The 26,592-nt window shown below is 41.6% G+C and carries 14 protein-coding genes; 2 read left to right on the top strand and 12 right to left on the bottom strand.

The genetic code is table 11. The annotated features are described in order from the left end of the window. The first annotated feature begins 6 nt into the window (after positions 1 to 6). Positions 7 to 4,794, top strand: a complete 4,788-nt coding sequence (locus M2448_RS14895; RefSeq protein ID WP_280647143.1) for a hypothetical protein — start codon at positions 7 to 9, stop codon at positions 4,792 to 4,794. A 150-nt stretch (positions 4,795 to 4,944) separates the two neighbouring features. Further along, positions 4,945 to 5,214, top strand: a complete 270-nt coding sequence (locus tag M2448_RS14890; protein ID WP_280647144.1) for a LytTR family DNA-binding domain-containing protein — start codon at positions 4,945 to 4,947, stop codon at positions 5,212 to 5,214. 2 nt (positions 5,215 to 5,216) lie between these two features. Here the strand turns inward: M2448_RS14890 and M2448_RS14885 are convergent, their stop codons facing one another. From M2448_RS14885 to M2448_RS14830, 12 genes are all read right to left on the bottom strand, one after another. Continuing rightward, complete coding sequence (locus M2448_RS14885; protein ID WP_280647145.1) at positions 5,217 to 6,032, bottom strand: SDR family oxidoreductase; 816 nt, start codon at positions 6,030 to 6,032, stop codon at positions 5,217 to 5,219. Positions 6,033 to 6,049: 17 nt separating this feature from the next. Beyond that, positions 6,050 to 7,231 carry a mannonate dehydratase gene (gene uxuA, locus M2448_RS14880; RefSeq protein WP_280647146.1) on the bottom strand — a complete coding sequence of 394 codons (1,182 nt, stop codon included), beginning with the start codon at positions 7,229 to 7,231 and terminating at the stop codon, positions 6,050 to 6,052. A gap of 588 nt (positions 7,232 to 7,819) precedes the next feature. Continuing rightward, positions 7,820 to 9,856 (bottom strand): alpha-glucuronidase family glycosyl hydrolase, encoded by a 2,037-nt coding sequence (locus tag M2448_RS14875; protein WP_280647147.1) that lies wholly within the window; start codon positions 9,854 to 9,856, stop codon positions 7,820 to 7,822. Between the two features lie 44 nt (positions 9,857 to 9,900). Next, a complete protein-coding gene (locus M2448_RS14870; RefSeq protein WP_280647148.1) occupies positions 9,901 to 10,884 on the bottom strand; it encodes a Gfo/Idh/MocA family oxidoreductase in 984 nt (327 codons plus the stop codon). Between the two features lie 6 nt (positions 10,885 to 10,890). Further along, a complete protein-coding gene (locus M2448_RS14865; RefSeq protein WP_280647149.1) occupies positions 10,891 to 11,865 on the bottom strand; it encodes a glycoside hydrolase family 43 protein in 975 nt (324 codons plus the stop codon). Between the two features lie 54 nt (positions 11,866 to 11,919). Then, complete coding sequence (locus tag M2448_RS14860; RefSeq protein ID WP_280647150.1) at positions 11,920 to 13,059, bottom strand: endo-1,4-beta-xylanase; 1,140 nt, start codon at positions 13,057 to 13,059, stop codon at positions 11,920 to 11,922. A 26-nt stretch (positions 13,060 to 13,085) separates the two neighbouring features. Beyond that, entirely contained in the window at positions 13,086 to 14,501 is a 1,416-nt protein-coding gene (locus M2448_RS14855; RefSeq protein WP_280647151.1) for an MFS transporter, read from the bottom strand. Positions 14,502 to 14,567: 66 nt separating this feature from the next. Continuing rightward, the gene (locus M2448_RS14850; protein ID WP_280647152.1) at positions 14,568 to 17,117 is read right to left on the bottom strand and encodes a glycoside hydrolase family 11 protein; all 2,550 of its coding nucleotides are present in this window, start codon (positions 17,115 to 17,117) and stop codon (positions 14,568 to 14,570) included. A 14-nt stretch (positions 17,118 to 17,131) separates the two neighbouring features. Then, a complete protein-coding gene (locus tag M2448_RS14845; protein WP_280647153.1) occupies positions 17,132 to 19,642 on the bottom strand; it encodes a glycosyl hydrolase 115 family protein in 2,511 nt (836 codons plus the stop codon). Then, positions 19,642 to 21,348, bottom strand: coding sequence for a DUF5597 domain-containing protein (locus M2448_RS14840; protein WP_280647154.1), 1,707 nt, complete (start codon positions 21,346 to 21,348; stop codon positions 19,642 to 19,644). Before M2448_RS14840 ends, M2448_RS14845 begins: the two co-directional genes overlap by 1 nt. Before the next feature lie 143 nt (positions 21,349 to 21,491). After that, positions 21,492 to 23,336 carry a RagB/SusD family nutrient uptake outer membrane protein gene (locus M2448_RS14835; RefSeq protein WP_280647155.1) on the bottom strand — a complete coding sequence of 615 codons (1,845 nt, stop codon included), beginning with the start codon at positions 23,334 to 23,336 and terminating at the stop codon, positions 21,492 to 21,494. 29 nt (positions 23,337 to 23,365) lie between these two features. Further along, complete coding sequence (locus M2448_RS14830; RefSeq protein WP_280647156.1) at positions 23,366 to 26,485, bottom strand: TonB-dependent receptor; 3,120 nt, start codon at positions 26,483 to 26,485, stop codon at positions 23,366 to 23,368. Positions 26,486 to 26,592 lie beyond the last annotated feature (107 nt).

Below are 26,592 nucleotides of genomic sequence, written 5' to 3'. Positions count from 1 at the left end.
CCATTGATGAAAAAGATAAATAATATAATTATCAAACGACTCTGTTTGATAGCACTACTCGTATTTACCTCTGCCATCGCATCCGTCAACCTGATGGCACAATCCGAGCAGACTATGTACTGGATAGGAGGATCGGGTAACTGGAACGATCTGTCTCACTGGTCTTTTAATTCGGGAAAGCTAGATGGAACCGTTGCCGGACAACCTTCTTCTGTACCGACATCTAATACAAATGTTATCTTTGATGGGAACTCGGGAGGCATAGGGTCTACAACTGCTTATACTGTAACTTTAAATGTTTCAGCCACAGTAAAATCTTTGACATTTGCTGAAACATTAACTGCAGCTAACTCACCGACAATTTCATTCGGAAGCACTCTCTCTGTTACAGAAGATGTTACATTACAACGTTATATAGCTTTTACAAGTTCTAGTGATAATAGTAGTTATTCGCTCAGTATGCAACCTGTTATTGGTTATACGTCTACCCTAACCACAAATGGAGCTCAAATGAATACTTACTTCTCCAAAAAAGGAGCCGGTGACTTAAATATCGAAGGTGAAATAAATTCTAATCATACACTGGAATTCAATGGAGGTACAATTAACTACAGTAGCGAAAGCCTTACCAACGCATACATTTCTGTGACAGGTAGTACTATAAATTTCCCAAACTTAAAGAACTTTCTTACAAGTTCGCGAGCATATACGACCAGACTTTGGGTAAACTCCGGAACTATTAACTTTCCAATTCTAGAAACGTACGACACTGGCGGAGGAATCTCAACAAGTACCTCTAGTACCAGTAAAATTAACTTTCCAGAACTGACATCCCTTTCAACAGGTGCATTGTCTATAGGCGGAATTAATACCTTATTAGACTGTCCGAAAGTTCTTTCCATTACTGTCTCTGGTCCCTGTATTCTGGGCTCGTCCGCTACCTTAAACGCACCGTCTTGTAGGTCGTTTACAGGTGGAAGCATGACGCATACCTCGTCTGTACCTTTGCTTCTACCTGAATTAGAAACTTTCACACTTGCAGGAAATATGAGTAGTTCAAACAACTATAACTCAGTTATAACACTTGGAGAAAATACGAAAGTCACAGTAGGTGCATGGCCATTTCTAGGACGTGTAAATGCAAATAGATCTGTATTTAATATTATTAATGGTAATTTTTGTAATTATAAAGCTGGTAATAAGATATACAAAGTAATCATTAAGAACCTTTCCCAATCAGCTGAGATTACGAACTTAGGAATCATTGACGAACTTATTTTCGAAAAAGTAGGAGGTAGCTTCCCACGAAATGGAACTGTTAACATACTTCAATTAGCTCCTTCACAAGCATATACTATAACTTCTGGTAGTATTCTCACTATTACAGGTACTATCATTGACAACACAGCAGCCTGTGAAGCATATTACAGTATTTCTAATGGCACAATCAACAACAACAGTGGAGAAACTATTAAACTTACCAATGCTGTTATTTCAAATATAGCATCGAAGGGTACAAATGGCTTCGAAGTAACAGGAATAGATGGAGGAGGCAATACTGCTACTACAGCTGTGGCCGACTGGATATTTACAGAGCCCGCAGGCAAAACCCTGTATTGGGTAGGCGATGCAGGCAACCATGAGTGGAACGACAAGAGCAATTGGTCTGATGGAGGGGGAGCATATTGTATGCCGACCCGTTTCGACAATGTGATTTTCAATGAAAGTTCCATAGTTACAGAAATGATTACCGTTACCGGTGTTGCAGCGGAGTTTCATGACATTACTGTTACCGATGGATTTACCTCTCCACCTACCGCTTTATTTAATGGAGCAATGTATTGCTACGGTTCATGGCACATGTTGAAACCGGACATAACGATGTCAAATCAGGTAGTATTTTGTTCGGTAGACCTTAATGAAACTATCACTACAAGTGGTGCTAAGTTCAGCACTATAGAATTTAACGGTACTGGTGGCTGGATACTACAAGATGACTTCACTGCCAGCTCCAATCTTACATTCACTGCCGGAATCCTAAATACTAACAGTAGAGATGTAACAATAAAGGACTTTAAAGGATACCTGCCAGCGTTGTCTCATGGTAATCGGAGCCTTATTCTGGGCTCGTCTACGCTGTCTGTATCCAACTGGTATTATGCAGGCAATCTGAATGCCGGCACTTCCCATATTATAGTCAGTAGCAGTACCTTTACTGACAATCTAGCTAATTCTGAATACTATAATGTCACAGCCACCTATTCCAGTATAATACTAAATGTAGTAAATGGTAAATTTAATTCCGTAACAGCGTCTAAAGCGAACGCCACAGTTAATATTTCTAATAGCATGGAGGTTAAGGTTCTCAATTTACCTCCCAACTGTACGCTAATTGGGACCAATGGAATTGACCTCACAATTACGGAAGATATTATAACCAATACTCCCGATTGTAGCGGATTGATGGTAATGCATGCATCCATATTGTCGGACAACAACAAGTTCAACCTAAAATCTGATAAAGACATACATATACCGAATGTATGGATGCAAAGAGTACATGCAAGTAAAATAGATGGAAGTGCCGGTAGTTTTACTGCTACGGGGATAGATGAAGGCAATAACAGCGGATGGACATTCTCAAGTTCAGCATCGAAAGATCTTTACTGGATAGGGGGAGCCGGTAACTGGGACGACCCGTTACACTGGACTACCAACTCTGATGGCAATCCTATCGAAGGCGGCTGTGTTCCTACAATGACAGACAATGTATATTTCAACCGACATTCATCGACAGATGGTAAAGGATTCAACATTATAGTTCCAAGCACAACATATGGAGGGCGCTTCAATAACATGATAACTGAAAACGATGCTCCGTCCGGAATTACCTTTTCTTCCATAGGCATACTTTACTGCTATGGCAATATAGTAAAGCTAGGGAAAGCAATGAAATTTAATACAATTCAATTAATAGGCAACGTACAAGATGGTGAATGGATTAACAGTAGTAGCTCCACCACTTATTCCGGTACTCTAACCATAAACAATGCTAATGCCAAATGGAAAATATCCAATGATATGATAAAACTCAACACCTTTAATATAACTAATGCCGCACAAGTAGACTTCGAAATGGATAAATGGAAAGGGAATAACATTTCCATAAACAACACAACTCTGAATCTAAATTTAACAAACTTAGAATCAACAAGGTTTGCATTAGTAAGTAATGTTACGTTAAATGCAGAAAATGTAGACATGAAATTTACAGGAACAGGAATGAATGATGGTTTTCAATCCAGCAGCAGCTCATACGGAAATTCTGTAAATATCAAAAATGCAAATATTACTACAACAATATGGAAATATATTGGCAGTACCACCAATGCTAATTCTAATCAGTTACAAGCAGATGGCAGTAAGATAATGATATCTGTAATGCTTACAGGATATCCTGACCACAAATACAACATTGTTGAAACAAGTACCTCCACTAATACTATTAGTGGAGGAATAAATATTAATGACCTTATCTTAAACGGTAATTCTACAATTAGCAATAATAATAAGTTCGGTAAAATTACATTGATACCTAAAGGGCTGACATTACGCCTTGCAGCCGGAAGTACACAAACCATAGAAAGTGAGTTGATACTGAACGGCACACCTTGTAACTTCAACTACCTTCGCGCTGGTACCGAAACCGGAAGCACACAAACTAGTACAGCGACAATTAATTACCTCAACCACGACCACAATACATATGATTATGTGAATGTAGGCGGTATTATAGCAAGCAATGCAACCCTCGAATTCGATGTCAACAGTAGTAATTACGGACTAAATGAAAACGTAGTATTCATTGAAGGTACTCCCGGCCTTGTAGGCTTACCGGACAATACAGCCTGCAAAACTACCTCCGATGAAAACGGCAACGACAACGATGAGACTTACATAATCTCAGCAGAAGAGTTCTACGGAGGTCCGCTATCTACATACGAGTGGTCAAAACAAGTACTTGACAAAGATGGCAATCCGACACCTACATTCGCCCAATTAAATGTAGATCCTAAAGCAGTAAGTATAGATGCGCGCGATCATGGGCTAGGTGGAACATACAGAGTAAAGATAATATATGATGCCACTGCAACTGGTTCTGCTATCTGTACAGCTACCGATGAGATGACAGTTACTTATCAGCCACCGACAGTAATATTTCTCGATGGAACGAAAATATCGACTGCCTCCTACTGCGAAACGGATAAGAACACTATAGCCGACCTAGCAGACCAGATCATGAAAGAGTCGCCGGCTGCAAATTATATTAATAACTATGGCGGTATCATCAACTGGTACAAGAATGCAGAAGGCGGGGATGCTCTCGATGAAGAATCTCCATTGGAGAATGGTAAATACTACATTTCCCTTGCCGATTCCAAGACAAATTGTATCAGTCTGAAACGATCGGAACTTACAGTAAGTATCAGCACAATGCCGGAAGCAGACGCTGGTGAAGATATTACACAAAGCAACAATAAGAGCTTTACAATGAGCGCTAATAAGCCAAAAACAGGACAAACCGGATTATGGACTGTAGTCAGTGGGGCGGCAACCATAGCAGATGATTCGAGCTATAACACTACAGTTATATTGGCTGACCAATCGAAGAGTGTAACACTGGAATGGACTGTTACAAACGGAGCCTGCTCTGCCAGTGACAAGATTACTATAGGAGAAAAAGTTTTCATTCCCAGAATAAATCCGGGAGTAAGAATGCGGGTTGGAAATTAATAGTTATTAGTTAGTATTTCATTTCATCTTATCCACCCTTATTCTTATTACCCAATCTCCCACTGGCAGTAATACCAAACATCTGCTGTCAGTGGGAATTTTATATTAAAGACTTCCCTATACCAAATAAGTGCCCAGAACAAACAGCAAATGTTGTCCCAGTTTTACCGAACTTACTATATATATCAGCTATACTCCCACATCGAAAAAACGGTATATACCACAATGAAGCACATGAGCGAACTCCCATACGATAATTTCCTACAGGTACACAGATCATACATCGTCAATATCGACCATATACAATCAATAGAAGGAAACCTACTCAACATAGGTTCCCACAAACTACCTGTAGCCCGCAACCTGAGGGAAAGTCCCTTTAATATTATACTAAATAACCGCCTTATATCAAGGGAGTAAAATTACACCCCGCTAAAAGCGCTGAAACCTCCGTCTACTGGCAATACTACTCCCGTAATAAATTTAGCGGCATCGCTACACAGGAATTGTACTGCACCGTTGAGCTCCGTAATGTCGCCGAAGCGACCCATCGGAGTTTTAGCAAGAACTTTTTTGCTACGATCGGTCAGTGAACCATCCGGATTGATAAGCACCGCACGATTCTGATCTCCGATAAAGAAGCCCGGAGCTATCGCATTTACACGAATGCCGTCACCGTACTTCAATGCCATTTCGGTAGCCAGCCATTGTGTAAAATTACTGACAGCCGTCTTTGCAGCAGAATAACCCGGAACTCGTGTTATAGCAGAATAGGCAGCCATAGAAGAAACATTGATAATACAACCGCTCTTCTGCTTCGCCATCACTTCGCCGAATACCATCGACGGATAAACCGTTCCGTTCATATTCAGATTGGTCACCTTCTCCCATTCGGCAACCGGCATATCGAAGAATGCCTGATCGGGAGCCAGTGTTCCACCGGGTGTATTACCTCCTGCGATGTTCAACAGAATGTCTATCCTGCCCCATTTATCAACAACTTCCTTCGCTACTTTCCGCAAGCTTTCTATATTGAGGACATTGCCGATGATACCTATAGCTTCCCCGCCACCTATTGTCAACTCTGCTATACGCGCATCTAATTGTTCCTGACGGATGTCTATGGCTACGATTTTTGCACCTGCCTCTATAAAACTTTTGGCAATACTGCCTCCAAGTACACCGCCGGCTCCGCTGATAACAGCGACTTTCCTTGCTATACTAAACATTTCGTTCATATTTCAATGTTATTTTATTATTGTTTGTTATGTTCCATTTCATTTTGCACTGTGGCTATCACCCCGTCTATTTGCGCAAGGGCATACATACGTCCATAGAATGAATAGCCCGGATTATATCCCTTGTCGCCGTCATCGAGCATCAGCCTGCCATGATCGACACGCATAGGCAACGAAGTGTTCTCCTTTTCAAAGATACGTACAAGGTCTATCAAATGTCCGCGTCCTTCGAGGTGAGGGGCTTCTATAAAGTTACCATCGTCGAGGATGTCAGTGCTGCGCAGGTGTACAAAACGGGTACGCGATGCAAAACGGCGAGCCAGTTCCGGCACATCGTTATGCACTCCCGAGCTTAACGATCCGGCACAGAATGTCAATCCATTACATGGATTGTCTACAGCATTCAGTATCCAGTCTATATCTTCACCGCTGGTAACGATACGCGGCAATCCCAGCATCTGATAAGGCGGATCGTCGGGATGCACACACATGCTTATATTATATTCTTCGCATACGGGCATCAACTGCGACAGGAAATACTTCATATTCTCCCTTAGCGTATCTCTGTCTATATCTTTATACAATGCCAAAAGATTCTTGAAGATGGATACAGGATTCTTATCCCCTTCTTTTATATTTCCGTTGATGAAGCCCTGCGTCTTAACAATGATAGTATCTATCAGCTGATCTTTCTCGGCTTCTGTTATTGTCTTGTCCAGAGCATGAACTTTCATCATCTCCTCTGCCGAATAGTCTTTCTCGGCATTCTCACGTTTGAGTATCATGCAATCGAAATATGCAAAGCGTATCTTATCGAAATACAAAGATGATGTACCATCTGCCCAAGGATATACCAGATCGGTGCGTATCCAGTCTATAACAGGCATGAAGTTGTAGCAAACAGTCGTTATCCCTGCTTCGCCCAGATTAGCAAGACTCTCTATATAGTTAGATATCAGCCTATCTGCATCACCGCCACCATATTTAATGGCTTCGCTTACAGGCAGGCTTTCTACTACCGACCACCTGAGTCCGGCATTTTTTATATAGTTCTTCAGATCGTTGATAGCATCCAACGGCCATACCTCCCCATTGGGAATATCGTGCAGGGCTGTAACAATACCCTCCACCCCTATCTGCCTCAGCATAGGTAAAGTGATCTTATCCTTTTTACCAAACCACCGCCATGTTTTTTCCATTACCCCTAATAATTTAAATATATGCTATATTAATTCATTAACTTATCAAAGTTGATACTTTTTGCACTTTTTCTCCTTTATAACTTTTTCAATTGCCACGACTTTTAAGTCGTGGATTATCAGCTACCCGAGAAAAGACTTTAGTCAAAGATCATTTCGGCTAAAGCCTTTTATTTACCGACTTTATCATCCTCCAGCTAAAGCAGGAGGCAATTGTTTTTTAATGAAAACCTGACAACCAACGGTCACAGGAGCGAAGCGTATGTAAAAATCAGAAGCTTATAGCTATTAGCTGTCATACTTTTTCTTCGCGTCTTCGCGTCTTTGCGTGAGAAATGATTTTAACTAAAACCTTACATTTCTCACAGGTTTTACGTTCTTATCAAAGATCGCTTTCTGCCAATCGGGCGTAAAATGTTACGCCCCTACATAGTTGCTCCCGCTTTTTAACTAAAAACTAACAAACCTTGCACATTTTCCTATCCTTTTTAAAGACCGCTTTTTGTTAACTGTTGACTGATCACTGTTAACTGAATATATCTTATAGATAAAGATTCTACAAAGAAATTCATATCCTCACCAACAGTTCTAGTTATGGTGCTTCATGTCCAGTTTTATCTTTTTCAGATCGTCCAGTTCATGTACCGGACGTTCTACACCGTATGGTATATGTCGTTTCGAGAATGTCTGAAAATAAAGCAGGCAGGCATCTTTCCACCAAACGGCATTGCGAGCCTGTATTCTTAGTTTAGATTGTACCTCCATGAAGCGTTGTTTATCCACATATGGCTCCATCCTATCCCATAACAGTTGGTATGCACGAACCTCATGTACACCACTGTTGTATTTATAGCACAATTCATCCCACATTGTTTTTCCATCCTTCATCTTATAATCCCATGCTACATGGTGAAACCAGAGCAACAGATTTTCCGGACAAGTCTCTATATTATTATAAGTTTCATTCAATGGTGGGAAATACTGCGATACAGCATTACTACCTGTTGTTGTACGGTCGAATCCTAAACCGATATTATCTGCCTTGTGATAATATACCGAAGTCCAGTCTTCGCGCCCTGCTTCCGACAGCCATGGCTGAGGCCCGTAATGATGGTTCTCGGCAAAAATGTGATGAAGCCCCAATGGCATCATATAATCTACAACGGTCTCTCTCGAACTTAGCATCATATACTTTACCGGAAAAACAAATTCTTCACTATCTGTAAAGGTCATCTTAAGCCATTCGTCTGCAATTTGCTCAGATGACAATTCGTGATTCCATGCCAAACGGCCGAAAGCATACCAGTTAGCTTGTGCAAAGTGATGTCCGCACCAGTTGGTATCTTCTCCGATATTAGCTACTGCCGAAATTGCAGTAAACTTCTGTTTTCGCAAAGTTCCGTCTGTTATTTTAGCAACAGTAGAGCCTTTGCCGTCCGAGTATGTATCACTATCCAGTGTTTCTTTAAATAAAGGAGCTAAGTATGCTAAATGATTAGAAAAACCGAGATATTCCTGTGTTATCTGAAATTCGACCATTTCGGGTGTTTGCTTCAAAGCACCGAATAACGGATTGAATGGTTCGCGTGGCTGAAAGTCGATAGGTCCGTTCTTTATCTGTATTATTACATTATCACGAAATTGTCCGTCTAACGGAACAAACTCCATATATGCCTGCTTTGCCCTATCTTCTTTACTTGGGTTATATACAAACGCACGCCACATGACAATACCATTATATGGTTTCAGCACATCGGCAAGCATATTTGCACCATCGGCATGTGTGCGTCCGTAATCCTGCGGACCGGGCTGCCCTTCCGAATTGGCTTTCACCAAAAAACCGCCGAAATCGGGGATCAGCGTATAAACCTCTTTTGCCTTATCTTTCCACCACTTCTGCACTTCGGTATTCATCGGATCGGAATTTTCCAGACCGCCCAACACTTTTGGCGATGAAAAATTGACTGATAAATATACCTTTATACCATAAGGACGAAATACATCTGCAAGTGCTTTTACTTTCTCCAGATATTCGCTTGTCAATATCTGTGGAGAAGCATTTACATTATTCAATACTGTAGCATTGATTCCAATCGAAGCGTTTGCCCTTGCATACTCCTTGTAACGGGGAGATAATGTATTTGGCAGTTCGTCCCATTTCCACAACGAATAGCCGGCATAACCGCGCTCGATAGTGCCATCCAGATTATCCCAATGGTTGAGGATACGCACATCATATTTTGGAGATTCACTGACAGAGATTTCCCCGTTTATAGCTTTTGTTTCCTGCAATCGCAACAGATGATAAGCTCCGTAAAGTATTCCCCTTTCGGATAATGAGCTAATCGTTATCTGATTATCCTTATTACCTTTGATTGTAAACCCGTCATTACCAAGTTGACGAAGCTCTGCTGCGTTTTGTATATTCAATGTAACGGCTCCGCCTTGCCAGTAGTTTTTCAACTCCTCGAGTGCAGTATTAAGAACCGCACTTTTCTTATTCGCCGTTACTTTAACCTCTACTTTATTTTCCGTTCGGGGTAACCAGAGACGGCTTCCGTCCTCAGCGTGCAAAGGCAATAGATATACTAAAGCAATTAAAAATAAGATTATATTTTTCTTCATATTATTTATATTTATCAGATACTAAAGATAATAGAATAAGTTAACTAATCTCTGTCGGATGGATATTTCACCCCCCACGATTTTCTTAATCCGTCCATCAGCTTCATTATTCGCAATGTTTCTGTATGCGGCATAAAGGGAGATTCTATCCACCCGTTACGGATTGCCTCTATCGAAGCATAGACCTGATATTCGTATCCGGTTATCTGAGGAGGGCAATCGTATTGCGAAAGGATTTGATAATCCGATCCTACAACCATCACCTTCTGAGGATTATTTATATTTTCGACAATGATATATCCATTTTCGCCGGCAACAAGCCCCTGCCTGTCGGTCTTCGCATAAAGTGTACTGCTCAGAACAGCCATTCCACCTCCTGCATAAGTTATCGTAATACTGTTCTGACCATCTACTCCGGTGTTCATCAGTGTACAGGTCGAGGTTATATGTTCAATATCAGCACCTAAAATCATAGATGCAAAGTTGATCGGATAAACCCCAAGATCGAGTAATGCTCCTCCGGCCAGATCGGGATTTGTCATTCGCTCCATCCTGTAATTCGGATAGCCGAGATTCGCTGACAGATATACAGGTTTACCAATCACTCCGCTCTCAATAATTTCATTTATGGTTTTCGACAGTGGCATATATCGCGTCCAGATAGCTTCGGTTATAAAAACATTCCGCTCCTTCGCTATTTGCAATAACTCTTCGGTCTGCCACGCTGTTGCAGTAAATGCTTTTTCGCACAGGACAGGCTTTTCTTTCAACAAACAGATACGTGCTTCCTCATAGTGATTTGAATGCGGAGTTGCAATATAAACCAAATCGACATTCTCATCATCGAGCATTTTGCCGATCGAATCAAAGCTCTGCTTTATATTCCATTGTCCGGCAAAGCTTTGTGCCCTCTCCATCGTGCGTGAAACAACTGCATAGATTTCTACATCCTGCATTCCGGCGACTGTTATTGCCATTTTCTCGGCAATCCAGCCCGTTCCTATTATCGCTATTCTGAATGGAGTCATAAGTTTTTATTCTGCTAGTCCTTCTATTGTCTTTATTGTTCCGTCCTCATTATATTCAAGTTCTATAACCTTCATACTGCGTAACCATGTGCGCCCAGCCGAAGGAGCGGAATCGTGGTGAAACAAGTACCATTTACCTTTATATTCCACAATACTGTGATGAGTCGTCCATCCTATTACCGGCGTAAGGATTACCCCCTTGTATGTAAATGGCCCGTAAGGGTTGTCTCCGATAGCATAACAGATGCGATGGGTATCTCCCGTAGAATATGAATAATAGTATTTTCCTTTGTACTTATGTACCCATGAAGCCTCAAAGAAACGTCTTTCGGTATCACTTCCCAGAAGCGGTTTCCCGTTTTCATCCAGAATAACCACATCTTTGGGTTCTTCTGCAAAATCCAGCATATCGTCACTCAGGCGTACGATCTTACCACAAAGAGCAAGTTCATCACCTTCGGGCAAATGGGCACATTCCAGGGCTTTGTTGTTACGATAGCGTTGAAGTTGTCCGCCCCAAAGTCCGCCGAAGTACATATAAAAGTTTCCGTCTCCATCATCCAGCACAGCAGGGTCTATACTGTAACTTCCCTTTATCGGATTCTCCTGAGGAATAAAAGGTCCATAAGGTTTGTCGCTGATAGCTACACCCAGTCGGAAAATATCGTTCCTGTCTTTCAACGGAAAGTACATATAATATTTGCCGTTGCGGAAAGCCACATCGCAATCCCATAGCTGACGGCCAGCCCAAGGTATGTCTTCAACAGCTAACACGACACCATGATCTGTGACCTCTCCGTTTTCTACATCATCAAGAGAGAAAACGTGATAGTCTTTCATATTGAAGTGGTCTCCGTTATCATTTTCAGGCACCTCGCTTTCCCAGTCGTGTGACGGATAAATGTATATTTTACCCTCGAATACGTGTACCGAAGGATCAGCCATATAGTCTTTCGGAAATAGATATTTTGCTTTTTTCATTGTTGTGTTTTTTTAGTTACTTCGCCCTACGGGCAGTTACAAGTTACGCGTTTATTATTTTTTATTGCTATCTGTTTCAGCCATCTGGATCAACTCCTGTACAATCGGTTTTGCTTTATATTCACGATCGAAAAGCAATGGATAATCGGTACGCCCTGCCATCGGGAAATCATTTTTCCACGAGTTACCATCGGCTACACCCCACATAGTGACGCGGGCAACCTTATCTTTATTCTCCAGGAAAAGGGCGAAAAATTCTGCCATGCGCTTATCCCACGCCGTTGCTACAGAGTCAGGCAAGCCTGTTGTGTAAGGATTCATCTCCTGATTGTAACTTTCCGTATCGGCAATATTAGCCCCTACATTCTTGCGCGGGGAAGGCAATGCACTCATATCGAACTCTGTGATCATTACTTTCAAACCTGTACCGGTATAAGTTTCTATAGCTGCCTTGTATTCCTCTAATGTCGGAAAATCCATCCCGATATGCCCCTGCATGCCTATACCATCTATCCGCAAGCCTTTCTCCTTTAGTGATTTTACCAGATTGACTATAGCGTTCTGCTTACCTACATGCCATTCGTTATAGTCGTTGTAATACAATTCAGCATCAGGATCGGCCTCATGTGCATACTGGAAAGCCAGAGGTATAAACTCTTCTCCCAGTATTTCATAAAACTTGCTTTTGCGGTACGAGCCGTCTTCCATTATTGCTTCATTAACCACATCCCAGCCTTTTATGCGACCTTTATAACGGGATACAACTGTCGTTATATGGGTTTTCATGCGTTCTTTAAGTATTTCCGGCGATACATTTTTCCCTTTATCGTCTGTGAACAACCATCCGGGAGCCTGTGAATGCCATATCAGACAGTGTCCTGTAATAACCATATTGTTTTTTTCGCCGAGTTCCATAAACTTATCGGCATCATCGAAAAAGAATTCTCCTTCTTTTGGTTGCAGAAACATACTTTTCATACAATTCTCGGCAACTATGGTACTAAACTGAGCTTTTACGACATTGACAGCCGCCGTATCTTTTCCTTGTATCTGATCGACGTTCAAAGCTGTACCAATCAGAAACTTGTCTTTGAAAGCTTCTTTTAACGTGGGTTCTTTTGCCTCACCTGTTTTCGTTGTCTGGCTACAACCGATAAGAGCCATACACAGAACAGGGATAATAAATCTTTTCATAATCTGATATATTTATTGATTTGTTATTACTTATTCAAATGCCTTTCTTCTATCTCTCTGTTTATCTTGTCGATCACATCATCTTCGAGCTCATACTTCGAGATAATGAACATAGCCAACAGGAGCAGTATTGCCGGAATTACAGCTACAAGCCATAAGATACCCTGTTGTGCAAAAGCCGATTGTGTAACAGCATTCTTTTCGTCGAAATCGACAAAGGCAAGTACAAAACCGGGTACTACTCCACCCAAAGCCATTCCGGCCTTGAAGAATATTCCGGTCAGGGCATTTACTATTCCTGAGATTCTTTTTCCGGTAGTGTGCTCTCCATAAGAGATTACTTCGGGAACTAACGCCCACATATATCCTGTTGCTACGATCACACCTGTCGATTTTACAAACTGTGCCACAAGGACTAACCACACCTGTGTTTTAAGGGCGGGAACTACAGAAATCACATAGAGCATAGCCATACCCAGAATGGCGATGGTAAGAAACACATAAAACATCTGCTTTTTGCCTATGGCCTTTTTTATAGCGGGTACCATCGGCATAAAGATAAATGCAGGAATAGATCCGAGTGCTGCAAAGTATGGCAGCCAGTCGGGCGCCTGTACGTTATAGATCATATAGTAAGACCCAGCCGAGTTGCCGATTGCCATCATAGCAAAGGCTGTGATAAAGAAGAATGCCAGAATACGTAAAGGACGGTTGTGCTTAAACTCCATCCACAGGTCAGAAACCTTCACTGCTGATGTATCTTTCTCGTCCATCACAACTCGTTCTTTAGTCTGGGTATAACAGAAAATCAACAGAGCCAAACCTGAAAGGGCATAAATAGTCATAGTAATGAACCAGGCATTTCCTGCTTCCGGCGAATTTATCTTTCCATCGGGAGAAAGTGACTTTACTATAATAGGAATGCCATAAGCTACTGCCAGACCACCAAGATTGGCTAGGAACATACGGGTAGACGTAAGCTTTGTGATTTCGTCCGTATCGCGTGTAAGTGAGGCATTCAATGCTCCGTAAGGTACATTTATCAGCGTATAGCACATCGACAAACCAACATAGGTGATATAGGCATAAACCAATGAACCCGAGAAACCATTCCAGAAACAAAGAATGGCAAAGCCTGTCAGCGGGATACCTCCCAAAACGAGATAAGAACGATATTTGCCGAGTTTAGGATTGTGTTTATCTACAAATGCCCCTACCAAAGGATCCCAGACAACATCTACTAAACGAACTATAAGAAACATAATGGCCGCCGTTGCTGCCGGAAGGCCAAAAACATTTGTGTAAAAGATAAGAAGGTATTGTGCAACGGTTTGATAAATAAGGTTCTGAGCCAAGTCGCCCGAACCGAATCCAATGCGTTGCAACCACGATAGTTTGTAAAAGCCTTTCGATTCGGTATTTACGTTTAGTGTTGATTCCATTGTCTGATATTTTTTATTATTCTATTCTTATTATTCTGCCTGAAACTATGAAACTACAATACCTCATTATTTTTTCGTGGCAGTATCGCCTACGGTCAGCACATAATTATAGATATCGGCTGTCCCTTCACTCTGATAGCCTTCGACACATAATGCAACCTCGTATATTTTGCCAAGTTTCATGCCCATCTTTTCCCATGCTTCGAAATGCTTGCTCACAGATATGGTTCCTTTGGTCTTCTTATCGGTACGAACACTCCAATATTGCTTGAAAGTAGTATTGCCCAGAATGGAAGGCTGCTCTACACGTGTAGTTTCGTATATATCGTACGTACCACCATCAATTTTGACAGTTCCCTTACTTTTAGCTCCCGGCGGACGCCATGTTCCCCAAGCTTCTACTACATAGAACTCAACAAGGGGATCTATCGACCAACCGTAAACGCATAAGTAAGAATTGCCGACCGGTTTGTAATCGCTGTCGAAGCTAAGAGAAATGTCACCTATTTGCTCATGCGTTTTTGTCACGTCGAATTTTTTACCTGTACGGAACAGTGCATTGTTGATACTGCCCCATTTACACGCGAAAGCACCGTCTTTTTTCAACACCATGCTTACATTTCCCCTGTCGTGCCAAAGTTCATAGTTATACCCATCGTGTATGCCTATACTGTTGACTTTAATGGTATCCGAAAACTCTGCCTGAAAGGGTGATGCCGGTAGTCCTTCTTTATTGCGCAGGTTTGATCCTTCAGGGTTGTCTGCCCAAGCATACCTTACATATACAGGATTCTTAATGTTATTATTCCACACTCGTACCTTGTTTTTGCTCAGGACAACCGCATATGCCCATACATATTTTTTATCTGCTCCGGCTATGGCAAAGCCTCCCAGATCGGAATTGGCATACAGACCTGAACCAACGGACGAAAAAGTAAGGATGAGACTGTTTCCTTCTACTTGTGTGCTTTCATATACGGGCCCTGTACTCACTATTCCATTATCCTTATATGCTACGCGACAAGCTTCGAGAGCAAGACGCTGCCCCACTGTTTTCTTATTCAATGGATGAATATCGTTCCATTCTCCGGCATCTATAGTTACCGCCATGCCGGTATATAAGGTCTTAAGCGTTTGCCGCTGTGCTTCCCGCAACTCTGCCCATCCGCTTTCGGACGGAGTTTTACGTGCTTTCATAAAGTTTGGCAACTGTGCATAGATAAACGGCATTTGCAGATTGTTCCATTTCGCTCTCCAATCGTAGATCAGATTCGTCAGAAGGGCTTCATACTCCTTTGCTTTCCCTGTATTAGCCTCACCCTGATACCACAGGAAGCCTTTCAGACCATAGTTTTTCAGCGGAGCAATCATTCCGTTGTACAATCCCATCGGTTTATACTGAAAGAATGTTTGTGAACCTGCAGGAGAGATCTTTGCGCCTATCTTGTAGTACCAGTCGCCTGTAAGATCTACAGACTCTTCACCTACAATTATCTTATATGGCTTCTCTTCTACAAAACCGCCTCTTCCGCCATTGCTTATCACTCTTATCGTAACATTATTCTTTCCTTCCTTCAACAGTCCTGCCGGGATATCATAAATACGCGGAGGGTATTGATAAGAAACTGTTCCTACGAATGTACCGTTGATGAAGGCTGAATCGGCATCGACTATACAACCCAGACGCAAAACACCCTGTTTACCTGTCATGGATGCCGTAACGTCAAAATCTTTGCGGAACCACAATGAGCCGTTTACCTGTCCGACACCTTTATCAGCCCAGTATCCGGGTAATGATATCTGTCCCCAATCAGAGACATCAACCGCTTCTTTATTCCATTTACCGATACCTTTATCTTCCTTATTCAGAATAGAATGCCACTGATTATTACGCTGCGATTCGGTATTGCGCACACTGTCTATATAAGTCTGATTGGCACATATACGGGCAGCTTCGAGATAATGAGGGTAATCTTTTAGTCCTTCCCTGCTTACCCATGCCTCAGCCGGAGAACCTCCTACTCCTGTATTTATAATGCCTACAGGCACACCGTAGCGGTCGTAAAGGTCTTTAGCGAAAAAATAAGCGGTTGCCGAAAAATCGAGGATATTAGCTTGCGTTGCCGATTTCCATTCTCCGCCTTGTACATCGGTTTCCTCTTTATTGAAGTTGTAGTGCAGCGGCACCCGAAATTGTCTGATTTGTGTATTGTTGATCTGCTTTACTTCATCTGCGTATAAGTCAAGTACACGACGGATAGGAAGTTCCGCATTCGATTGTCCCGAACAAAGCCACACATCACCAATCAACACATCATTTATCTGTATGTCATTTATTTGTATCGTGTAAGGGCCACCTGCATTCTGAGCAGGTAATGTAACCTTCCAATCTCCGTTCTTATCGGCTTTTGTCTGATAAGATTTATCCATAAATTTTATGGTAACCGTCTCGCCAGGTGATGCCCTCCCCCAAAGCTGCAAAGGGATATCGCGCTGCAATACCATACCATCGCCGATCAGGCGGGGTAATTTCACTGTAGCCTGAATACCTAATGTAACAGACAACAATAATGCTGCAAGCAGGATGAGTGTAGTATATATTCTTCTCTGTTTCATACGATAGTTTATTTTTAGTTTGCAAATTCGCTTTGAGGAGCACCCAGATAACTAGGTTTTAATCCGCCCATATCCAGCATTATTTTTTGTAATACAATTCCCTGATCGAGTGGACGGAAACGAATCGTATGACGCCCTGCCTTGTCTATCGGGTGCGTTGTAGAAGTTTCAATAATACTATTGGCTTGCCACTCGCCCAGCTCGCCACGATAATGACCGTTTATATTTACGACTTGTTCTTTTCCTCGGTCTATAGATACAGCATAACGTAAACCTTTATTTGAATTGAAGTTCAATGTCGGCGAAACCAGAACAATAAGCCTTGCTTCACCTGTAGTATTCAGTTCTACATCATACTCAAGATATGTATTTTCATTTTCGGGGCTGGCAGTTACAGGCATGGTAGTGATTCCCGAAAGCGTTTTTCCCAAGTGAGGAATTACTGTCCATGAAATATTGGACGAGTTGTTCTGACGTGTAAAGTTCTCCGCTTCTACAGATACATAACCGTCCGATTCGGCAAATACTTTTTCTTTATAAATCATTGTCTGCATCAGGTATTCCACCTTCGGCATAATACTCTTATCAGGTTGTTGCCACGATGTGTAACCGATACGTACCTGATCCATCATATGAGCCCATTTGCCTTCGGCAATATCCTCATTGTAATGAACTGTCAATAACGAATCACGCTCGAAGCATTCTTTTGCCTTATCAGCCCATTCGTTTGCTTTCATATCACCTTTTGCCGCATATTCGCGATTCTTTGCCACAGCATAGTACATTTCATACAGATTGGAGCAGGCATTGACAGGGAATAGTACCAACTGATCGAAAGCATCTTTATTGCTGTCGGGTATCAGATAATACAGGCGCATGGCATCTACTACCAGATCGCGGTAATCGTTCACTACGGTTTCGAACTCGTTATAGTTTTCGATGCTGTAAGTGTTTTCGTTCAGCAACTCCGGTGTTACTCTGCGGTTGTATTTCGTATATAGGTTTATAATGCGTGCCGACTCTTTTGCATATTTTTCTCCGAATTGCTGTGCACACCATTGTTCGGTATGATCGAGCAAATTCTTTGCATTAAAACGGTTCGGATTCCATGCCATATCGAGGAAGAAGCTGATAGGGTATTCCATTGGCTTGAGATCGCCTACATTGACTATCCATATCTTATCCACTCCATACTGATAGGTCAGGTTCATCTGTTCCCAAACACGTTGTACAGGACTTATGTTAACCCACTTAGAGTTTCGTGGTGCGCCTACATAATCGAAATGATAATACATACCATAACCTCCTTTGCGTGGTTTTGCATTTAAATCCGGAAGTTTGCGAACATTGCCCCAGTTGTCGTCACAGAGAAGAAGGGTGACATCGTCAGGTACACGCATACCATTGTCATAATAATCCTGCACCTCTTTGTATAATGCCCACACTTGCGGGGTTTCTTCAGGTTTCTTGCCCGTTACTTCTTTGATGATATTTCGCTGGTCTTTTACTATTTTCTCCAGCAAAGCAATATTAGTTCCTTCTTCCATGGCTTCATCACCATCACCGCGCATGCCTACGGTTACTACTTTCTCCCAATTCTTTGCGCGTTCTATACCAAAACGCCAGGAGTCCTGCAAGATTTTGGTGTTTTTAGTGTAGTCCCATTGCTTCGAAAGATTATTTCTTTTTGTATATCGATGCCAGTCCTGCTGAGCCATTGCCATTGGTTCATGGTGCGATGTGCTCATTACAATACCCATTTCATCAGCCAGAACTCCGTTTTGCGGGTCATCGTCATAGAAAGCGCTCCCCCACATGGCAGGCCAGAGGAAGTTGCCTTTGAGACGAAGTATCAGTTCGAAGACTTTTTCGTAGAACTTATGGTTGAAATCGCCGAATGTAGCACCTGCCCAACCCCCAAGCGAAGGCCATTCATCATTCAGGAAAATACCACGATACGTTACTGCCGGTTCTCCATCGGTATAAGTACCCGACTTGATGAATATTTCCTTTTGCTTTTCGACAGGAACGTCAGCCCAGTAATACCAAGGGGAAACCCCGATCTGAGCAGACAGCTCGTATATGCCGTAGATAGTTCCGCGCTTGTCGCTTCCTGCAATCACTAATGCCTGACCAACACCTTCGATAGGATTGTCTATTGTCTTGATTATATATTTTTCATTCTTACCCAGAATGTCATTCGCTTCTATTTTGTTATCTTTTATCAACTGGTCTATTATTGCTGACTTACCTGCTGTACCTATGATAATTGTATATTTTCCTTTACCTCTGTCGGGTAAAGTTCCGGTTACTTTTGCGATGTCTTTCCGCAAATCTCCTGCTGCACGCAGGACTCCTTTGTAATCCTGATCGTCAGTCATTACAGAGGCTGCTTCGTTTTCTGAAAACAAGCAGAATGATGATGTTTCTTTATGAAATGTTACAAACTTGTCCGTTGCAGATGTCTTAATACTAAGGCATAATGCAATGGCCAGAAATAAATGTGTCAGATGCCGGTTTTTCATTATTTATATTCGTATAGTTTTACATGAAGAATGCTAAAATCGTCGACTCCGATGCGAACATGACGTCCCTGATGCGTCTGATCTCCATTGAGACGGCGGATGTAAGAAAATTCTCCCTTTTCGTTTATACTGATTTCATCCACAGTGCCAATCCCTGCCCTGAGGCTACCGCTCCATATGGTTTGTTCTGTTTTTTGTCCACCTTGACTAATGAAACCGTCTTCTCCCAAGGTTTTCGTTTCAATGTTTTTTTTCTCTCCTTCTTTTTCAAACTCGATCACAATACCACTACCTGCAACAATGTATTCATTCTTTGCCAGACGAAGTATAATACCTCCACCCTCCGCCCATTGGCTGCCGTCTGTTGCACGTGAATCCCATGGAAGAGTAAAAAAATGGCGACATGTTATTTTCAGGTCATCGTAATGTATGATACGCTCTTTATTTTCTTTATCGAACAAAAGTCCTTTCGATTGTCCTTGTCCTTGATATTTGGTGAGGACAGGCATTAATTCTTTCAATTTTGAATAAGCCTGAGTCAAAGGTGCGTCTTGCGAACCATTTTCTATCGAGAATGGACAATAGCCGATTGCGTCATGCTCGCCAAATACATAAAAAGCCTGTACACCGTTATTATCACCCAATCTTACTTCGGGTATAAACAGTGGGTTATTGTGAAGCCTGTATCGGGCTACCCAGTCGGTAAATCCTTTATCATACAAATCGGGTGCTAATATGTCGATGCTTGGCGCTCCGCAATGCCAGATATCTATCAGATGTGCTAACGGACCTGCTGAAGGATATTCACCCGGCTTACGTCCACGACTATTCATCGCAGCATTTACAAACAATGGTATATTGTAAATCGAACGTGCCGATTGCGCCAGTTTCTCTACATATTGCGCATACGACCAAGCCATGAATATTTCGTCGGTGTACGCATCATTTCCAAAAACCTCCTGCCAGTTGCCTTTTGTTTTTGCGCCTTGTCTCTCCCACTTTTCGAGTAGCCATACATGCAGGTCTTTCTTGTTTTTGGAAAGATAATCCATTAATGTTTCGGGAACTTGTTTCTTGAACAAAGCATTAGCTTCGTTGGAATAGTCGCGGGCATCTTCGAGCATGCCGATTTCATTTTCTATCTGTACCATAATCACAGTTCCATCCTCTTTGTCAACTGCTGCAATATGTTTCATCAGTTGAGAGAAAGCACGGTTGTCTGCCTGGCACACATTTTCGGAAAATGAACTGGCTATTTCGAGTGGTTTACCCGCTTTGGTATATGCGCGCGGATATTTCTTATAATCTTGTTTAAACCATAGAGGAGCATAACAACTCATAGAATTTTTCCATGCACCAAACCACAGAAAGACTACCTTAAGATTGTGTTTGCGTGCTAATTCTATTGTACCGTCAATCAACGTAAAATCAAATTTACCTTCTTCGGGTTCTACCAAATCCCAATATGCAGGAACAAGAATCGTGTTCAGCTGCATTTTTTCGAGTTTGGCGCAAACCTGCCGCATATCTTCGAGTGAAGAGCCTGTAGAATTACCCAGTTCGCCGCCAAGAATGAGATATGGCTTCCCTCCGACAATAAGCTGGGTAGCTGTACCCTTCTTCGTCAAATGGGGACTGGTACTCTGTGCACACAGGAGTGAAGACAAAGCTATAAGGCAAATTAAAATTACATTGATTTTTTTCATCTCGTTTTAGTTATAAGGTTGGAAGAGTTATTTAATATTTTTTTCATTTTGTCATTTCGAATGAAGTGAAGAATCTTAAAAAAATTTCACTTCATTCGAAATAACAGTGAAGTATTTTTACTAAAAATTTATTTCATTACTAATCAATAACCCGGATTCTGATAGTTGGTCTTTTCTTCATCACTATTATCCAGATTATCGAACTGACCTGCCGGAATCGGACGCAAATAATGTTTTTTCTCGATTGGACGAGTATAACTTTTCGCTTCAAAGCTATATGCTTCACACATTGTATATGTTTTTGCGTATTCCTCGAGCTTTCCTGTACGTGTAAGGTCATACCAACGCAGGTTTTCAGCATATAACTCGCGTGAGCGTTCCATCAATATATAATCAATTGTGATAATAGCCGGCGTAGCAGTAACCATTGCACCGCCATTATTAGGCATACCTGCTCTTTTACGGATTACATTTACCAAATCTCTCGCCGAATAACCAGCCTGTGTGTTTGCTCCTTTAACAGCAGCCTCAGCTGCTATCAGGTATGTTTCGGATAATTTAGCTATCGGGAACGGACGTGATGAAGCGTCATTCTTCAATGCGCCATCCGGTAAATGATCGTCTCTGTAAGGCCCGAATTTCCATACTGAAGGATAGTTATGCCTTGTTATCATAGACGGAGTCCATACGCCGTAAGCCTTATTGGAATAATATCCGAACTTACCTGTAGATTCCAACAGCAACTTATTTTTGTCTACATCAGTAGCAGGGAAGTAAAATACAGTATCGCCATCGAGTATGTTTATATTATTCATTCCGGTAAGAATAGTACCATTATAAGCTTCGCGTCCCTGATAATTGGAACGAAACACTGTAACAAACGTTCCGTTGAAGCGGGTATCTATTTCTCTATCTACTGCAGGAAATGTCTTGGTAAACACTTCGTGAGTAGGAACCAGCAGGCGCCAAGGACGTCCTAAGTCCTGTACTGCCTGACGATAAATAAACTTATTACCGTTTACAGCCAGTTCGAAGTCCGAAGCCATAACAAAGTTGGAGCGATTAGATTTCAGGTTATCACTGGCATTTGCCCCCCAGCTATTTGACGTACTTTCGTCATATACATAGTCTGTAGATGTATGATCGGCACAAAATAGTATCTCGCTATTATAATCGTTGGATGCAACATTTACATCCCAAAATGTAGCTTGTAAACCAAAAGGAGCAGGTGTTTTTATTGCATTTATCGCTACATCATAAGCTAACTGAAAATATTCTGCTGTTGTTTTACCATTCGGATCAGTTTTACCGTTGCGTTCGAGCCACCATGCGTATGTCAGGTAAGCTTTTGCCAGAAAGTGTTGTGCTGCGATCTTGTTAGTTGCGCTGGTTACACGTGGTGTAGCAGGAAGCTCTGACACTGCGGCTTCTAAATCGGGTAGAATAGTTTTTGTATATACATCCTCTACCGAATTACGGGATGAAAGACGGGATGGAGTCGTATTGAACATCAATTCACCTGAACCCAAATCGAGAGGAGCATCGCCAAAGGTAGTTACGAGTAAAAAATAGTTGAAAGCACGAAAGAATTTTGCTTCGGCAATCAGTGCTGCATCAACTCCTGCTTCGGAGCCTTTCTCTATAATGGCATTACATGTATTGATAGCCGGGAAAGTATTGTTCCATACTGTGGGCAATCCGCCATTACCGGAATTGATATTGTATGCGTCCAAATCCAGACCATAGCCATCTTTATTATCACCATAGGTAGCCTCGTCTGTACCTCCTACAGCTAGATACATCATACCCGCAGGGCCATAAATCCAACGCAATTGTGAATACACAGAAGAAAGTCCTTTTTCAATACCTTGTTTCGTAGAAAAAAACTCAGGAGTTATTTCTGAGCGGGGTTGTTCATCTAAAACATCCGAACACGAATAGCTCAGAAGAAGTACCGCAATTATAATAAAAGAAAAAATATTTTTCATAACATATATTTTTGATATATTGTCAATAATTAGAATGATACATTTAATCCGAACAGATAGTTGCGTGTTGCCGGCGTATTATAACCTACAACTGCAATACGCGATGGTAGGACAGAGTTTGAAGCTACAGCCTGCGTAGAGCCATTTCCTCCATCAGCATTGGGCTGAGGATCCAGTCCTGTTTCAGAATAATAATCCGATGCAAAAATGAACGGATTCTGAACTGTTGCATATACTCTCAGCTTGTTCACACCTAGCTTTTGCATCCATTTACCCGAGAAATTATATCCTAAAGTAATATTTGTTATTTTCACATACGAAGCATCAAAGTAAGACAATGTACTTGCATATTTAGGGTTGTTGGTCACCTCCGGCCCATAAGGTTTCGGATAGGCATTTGTAGGATTGTCCTGTGTCCAGTAATCTATTTGTATCTGTCCTCGTCGTCCGCTGTTCATATTCAGATAACTTGTTTGTGAATGTAACGAGCTGACAAGCAGTCCTCCGCTTTTATAGCTTCCAATGATACTGAGGTCAAATCCTTTATATCCCACACGTGTATTGAAACCGCCCTGAAAATCAGGCTCTATCGACCCTAATATCTGACGGTCGTCATCATCAAGGGTAGTTCCCTGCTGTATTTGGCGTATTGGGTTACCATTTGCATCATAGTCTCCCGTATATTCTATCTTTATCATACCTACCTGACCAGTAGAGCCTTCATATTTTACGACTTCGTTCTCTTCTCCCTGTTGCCAGATACCAATTTTCTTAAAATCGTAGATAGCATCAATCGGCTGCCCTACAAACCAGCCATTTCCTTTATCATATAACTGTCCGCTGGCAAGAGACAATATCTTATTTCTATTAGCATAGACATTGAAACCTACATCCCAGTTCCAGCCATTATAATCTTTCAGTATTGTAGCATTCAATGACAACTCGACTCCTCTGTTACGTGTTTCACCCATATTTGTCATGAAAGTACCTGTAACACCAGAAGATTGGGGCAGGCTCTGAGCGACAAGCACATCATGAGTGTTTTGGGTATAATACTCAAATGTTCCTGACAAACGGTGATTGAATAATGTAAAATCAATACCGTAATTCCATGTTGTAGAATATTCCCAGCCTAAACTGTAATTTGGAAGGGTAGAAACATAATAACCACTTACATTCCGGTCTCCGAAATTATAATAGTTAGTGCTCAGCCCCCCAAGAGTTTGGTATGGTTGAATTGCCTGATTTGAAGTTTGTCCGTAACCAATTCTTAGTTTTAGGAAGTCGAGCCATTTCACATCTTTCATAAAATCTTCTCCCGTAATGTTCCAGCCTGCCGAAACAGCGGGATAAGTATGCCATTTGTGTCCATCGGATAATACAGAAGACCCATCGGTACGAAGAGTCGCGGTCAGCATATACTTATCGTCATATGAATACATTGCACGAAACATTGCAGACAGCAGGCCTCTCTTATAGTAAATCTGTTTTTCTGGATCGAAAGTAACCTTACCATTATCACCCAGCAAACCAAAATTATAGTGTTGAACAGCATCTGAAGTAATATCTTCTGCATAAGCATTAGAAACACTACTTTCTGTTTGTTCAGCCGAATACATAGCTACCAATCCTATTTTATGTTTTTCATTAATGGTTTTATCATAATACAAGAGGTTTTCTATTGTCCAGTTTGTCGTCTGAGCATTTTCTATTGTACCATTAGAAGTTTTTGACGCATTGAATGGTGTTTCAGCACCTTTATAATTGCCATAGTCATTCTGACGGAAGTTAAGCCCCAGATTCAAACGATAGCGCAATCCATCAATAATCATAACCTCACCATAAAGCGAGTTGTAAGAAGCAAAAGTTCTGCGACGATCTTTCCACCTGTCTCCTAACGACTCTATCATCATCGGATTATAATATACATCCATATTGTTGATGTACATTTCACCTGTTTTTATGGAACCATCAGTATTGTACGGATTGGTAAGCGGAGTAAGAGAAAGGATACTACCCAACGGATTATCCTGTCCTCCATCAATGATACCATATGAGTTCATCGTATTGATACCAAATTTAAAATGCCTCCCTATTTGTTGATCAAAGCTTCCTCTCAACGAGAATCGCTCAAATTCCTGCCCCGGCAGCACACTGGTTTCATCATAGTATCCAACACCAAAACTATAACCCCCACCTTTGGTAACACCCGATACATTGAGGTCATGGCTAGTAACCATTGCACTCTCGAAAACCAAATCCTGCCAATTGGTGTTTAGCGATTTATCCTCATCAACTCCATACTGCCAGCTAGCTCCATTTTTGATTGCTTCTTCACGCCATGCAGTAAATTCGCTTGCATTCATCATAGGATATTCGTTTAGTAGGCTTTTTACTCCATAATAAGCATTATAATTCACTACAGGTCTGTCATAGGCCACTGATTCACCTTTATACGTACTTATCATAATTACTCCGTTTGCTCCACGCGAACCATAAATTGCTGTAGACGAAGCATCTTTCAGTATATCAAGGCTTTTGATATCATTTGGATTAACATCGGAAAGACTTCCCATAAATGGAATTCCATCCAGAATAATCAAAGGATCGTTAGACCCGGTCAATGAACGTGTACCACGAATACGAATCTGCATATTTGCACCCGGCTGGGAAGACGTTTGTGTCATCTCTACTCCAGCAATACGTCCCTGTAAAGATTGCGAGATATTACTCGATTGCATCTCGCGCATTATGTCTCCGCGCATTGATGCTATAGATCCGGTCACATCTTGTCTTCGTTGAGTTCCATAGCCGATTACAACTACTTCGTCCAGTAGTTTATTATCTTCATCCAATACAATATCAATACGGTTTCTACCCGAAACATCTATTGCTTGCGGCTGATAGCCGATAAATGAAACAGTAAGTTTACCTTGTGATGATACCTGAATAGAATAATTTCCATCTATATCGGTCATAGTACCGTTAGTAGTTCCAGGTTCAACTACACTGGCTCCGATGATGGGTTCCCCTGTAGGATCTTTCACGATCCCCTGTACGGATATTGTTTGCGCATATGCCCACATGGACATAAAGCTGAATAGGAAGAACAGACCTATAGTCCGTAAATAATGATTTGTGCTTTCCATAAAATCATTCCAATTTAGTTAATTAATGTTTTAAAAGTGTTTTTAATATTCTATGATTAAGTTTCCTCTTTCATGGTTGTAACAAACTTACAAATGGTATTTGCAAG

Source organism: Dysgonomonas sp. PF1-14, assembly GCF_029892965.1.
In the GTDB taxonomy this organism is placed as follows: domain Bacteria; phylum Bacteroidota; class Bacteroidia; order Bacteroidales; family Dysgonomonadaceae; genus Dysgonomonas.
Note: the sequence above shows the minus strand (reverse complement) of the source record. Positions and strands in the feature narration are given on the sequence as shown.

Excerpts from the sequence above, each read along its gene's own strand:
- M2448_RS14875 (WP_280647147.1), bottom strand. The coding sequence starts at position 9,856 with ATGAAGAAAAATATAATCTTATTTTTAATTGCTTTAGTATATCTATTG.
- M2448_RS14845 (WP_280647153.1), bottom strand. The coding sequence starts at position 19,642 with ATGAAAAACCGGCATCTGACACATTTATTTCTGGCCATTGCATTATGC.
- M2448_RS14830 (WP_280647156.1), bottom strand. The coding sequence starts at position 26,485 with ATGGAAAGCACAAATCATTATTTACGGACTATAGGTCTGTTCTTCCTA.
- M2448_RS14840 (WP_280647154.1), bottom strand. The coding sequence starts at position 21,348 with ATGAAAAAAATCAATGTAATTTTAATTTGCCTTATAGCTTTGTCTTCA.
- uxuA (WP_280647146.1), bottom strand. The coding sequence starts at position 7,231 with ATGGAAAAAACATGGCGGTGGTTTGGTAAAAAGGATAAGATCACTTTA.
- M2448_RS14855 (WP_280647151.1), bottom strand. The coding sequence starts at position 14,501 with ATGGAATCAACACTAAACGTAAATACCGAATCGAAAGGCTTTTACAAA.
- M2448_RS14835 (WP_280647155.1), bottom strand. The coding sequence starts at position 23,336 with ATGAAAAATATTTTTTCTTTTATTATAATTGCGGTACTTCTTCTGAGC.
- M2448_RS14870 (WP_280647148.1), bottom strand. The coding sequence starts at position 10,884 with ATGACTCCATTCAGAATAGCGATAATAGGAACGGGCTGGATTGCCGAG.
- M2448_RS14850 (WP_280647152.1), bottom strand. The coding sequence starts at position 17,117 with ATGAAACAGAGAAGAATATATACTACACTCATCCTGCTTGCAGCATTA.
- M2448_RS14890 (WP_280647144.1), top strand. The coding sequence starts at position 4,945 with ATGTTGTCCCAGTTTTACCGAACTTACTATATATATCAGCTATACTCC.
- M2448_RS14860 (WP_280647150.1), bottom strand. The coding sequence starts at position 13,059 with ATGAAAAGATTTATTATCCCTGTTCTGTGTATGGCTCTTATCGGTTGT.
- M2448_RS14865 (WP_280647149.1), bottom strand. The coding sequence starts at position 11,865 with ATGAAAAAAGCAAAATATCTATTTCCGAAAGACTATATGGCTGATCCT.
- M2448_RS14885 (WP_280647145.1), bottom strand. The coding sequence starts at position 6,032 with ATGAACGAAATGTTTAGTATAGCAAGGAAAGTCGCTGTTATCAGCGGA.
- M2448_RS14895 (WP_280647143.1), top strand. The coding sequence starts at position 7 with ATGAAAAAGATAAATAATATAATTATCAAACGACTCTGTTTGATAGCA.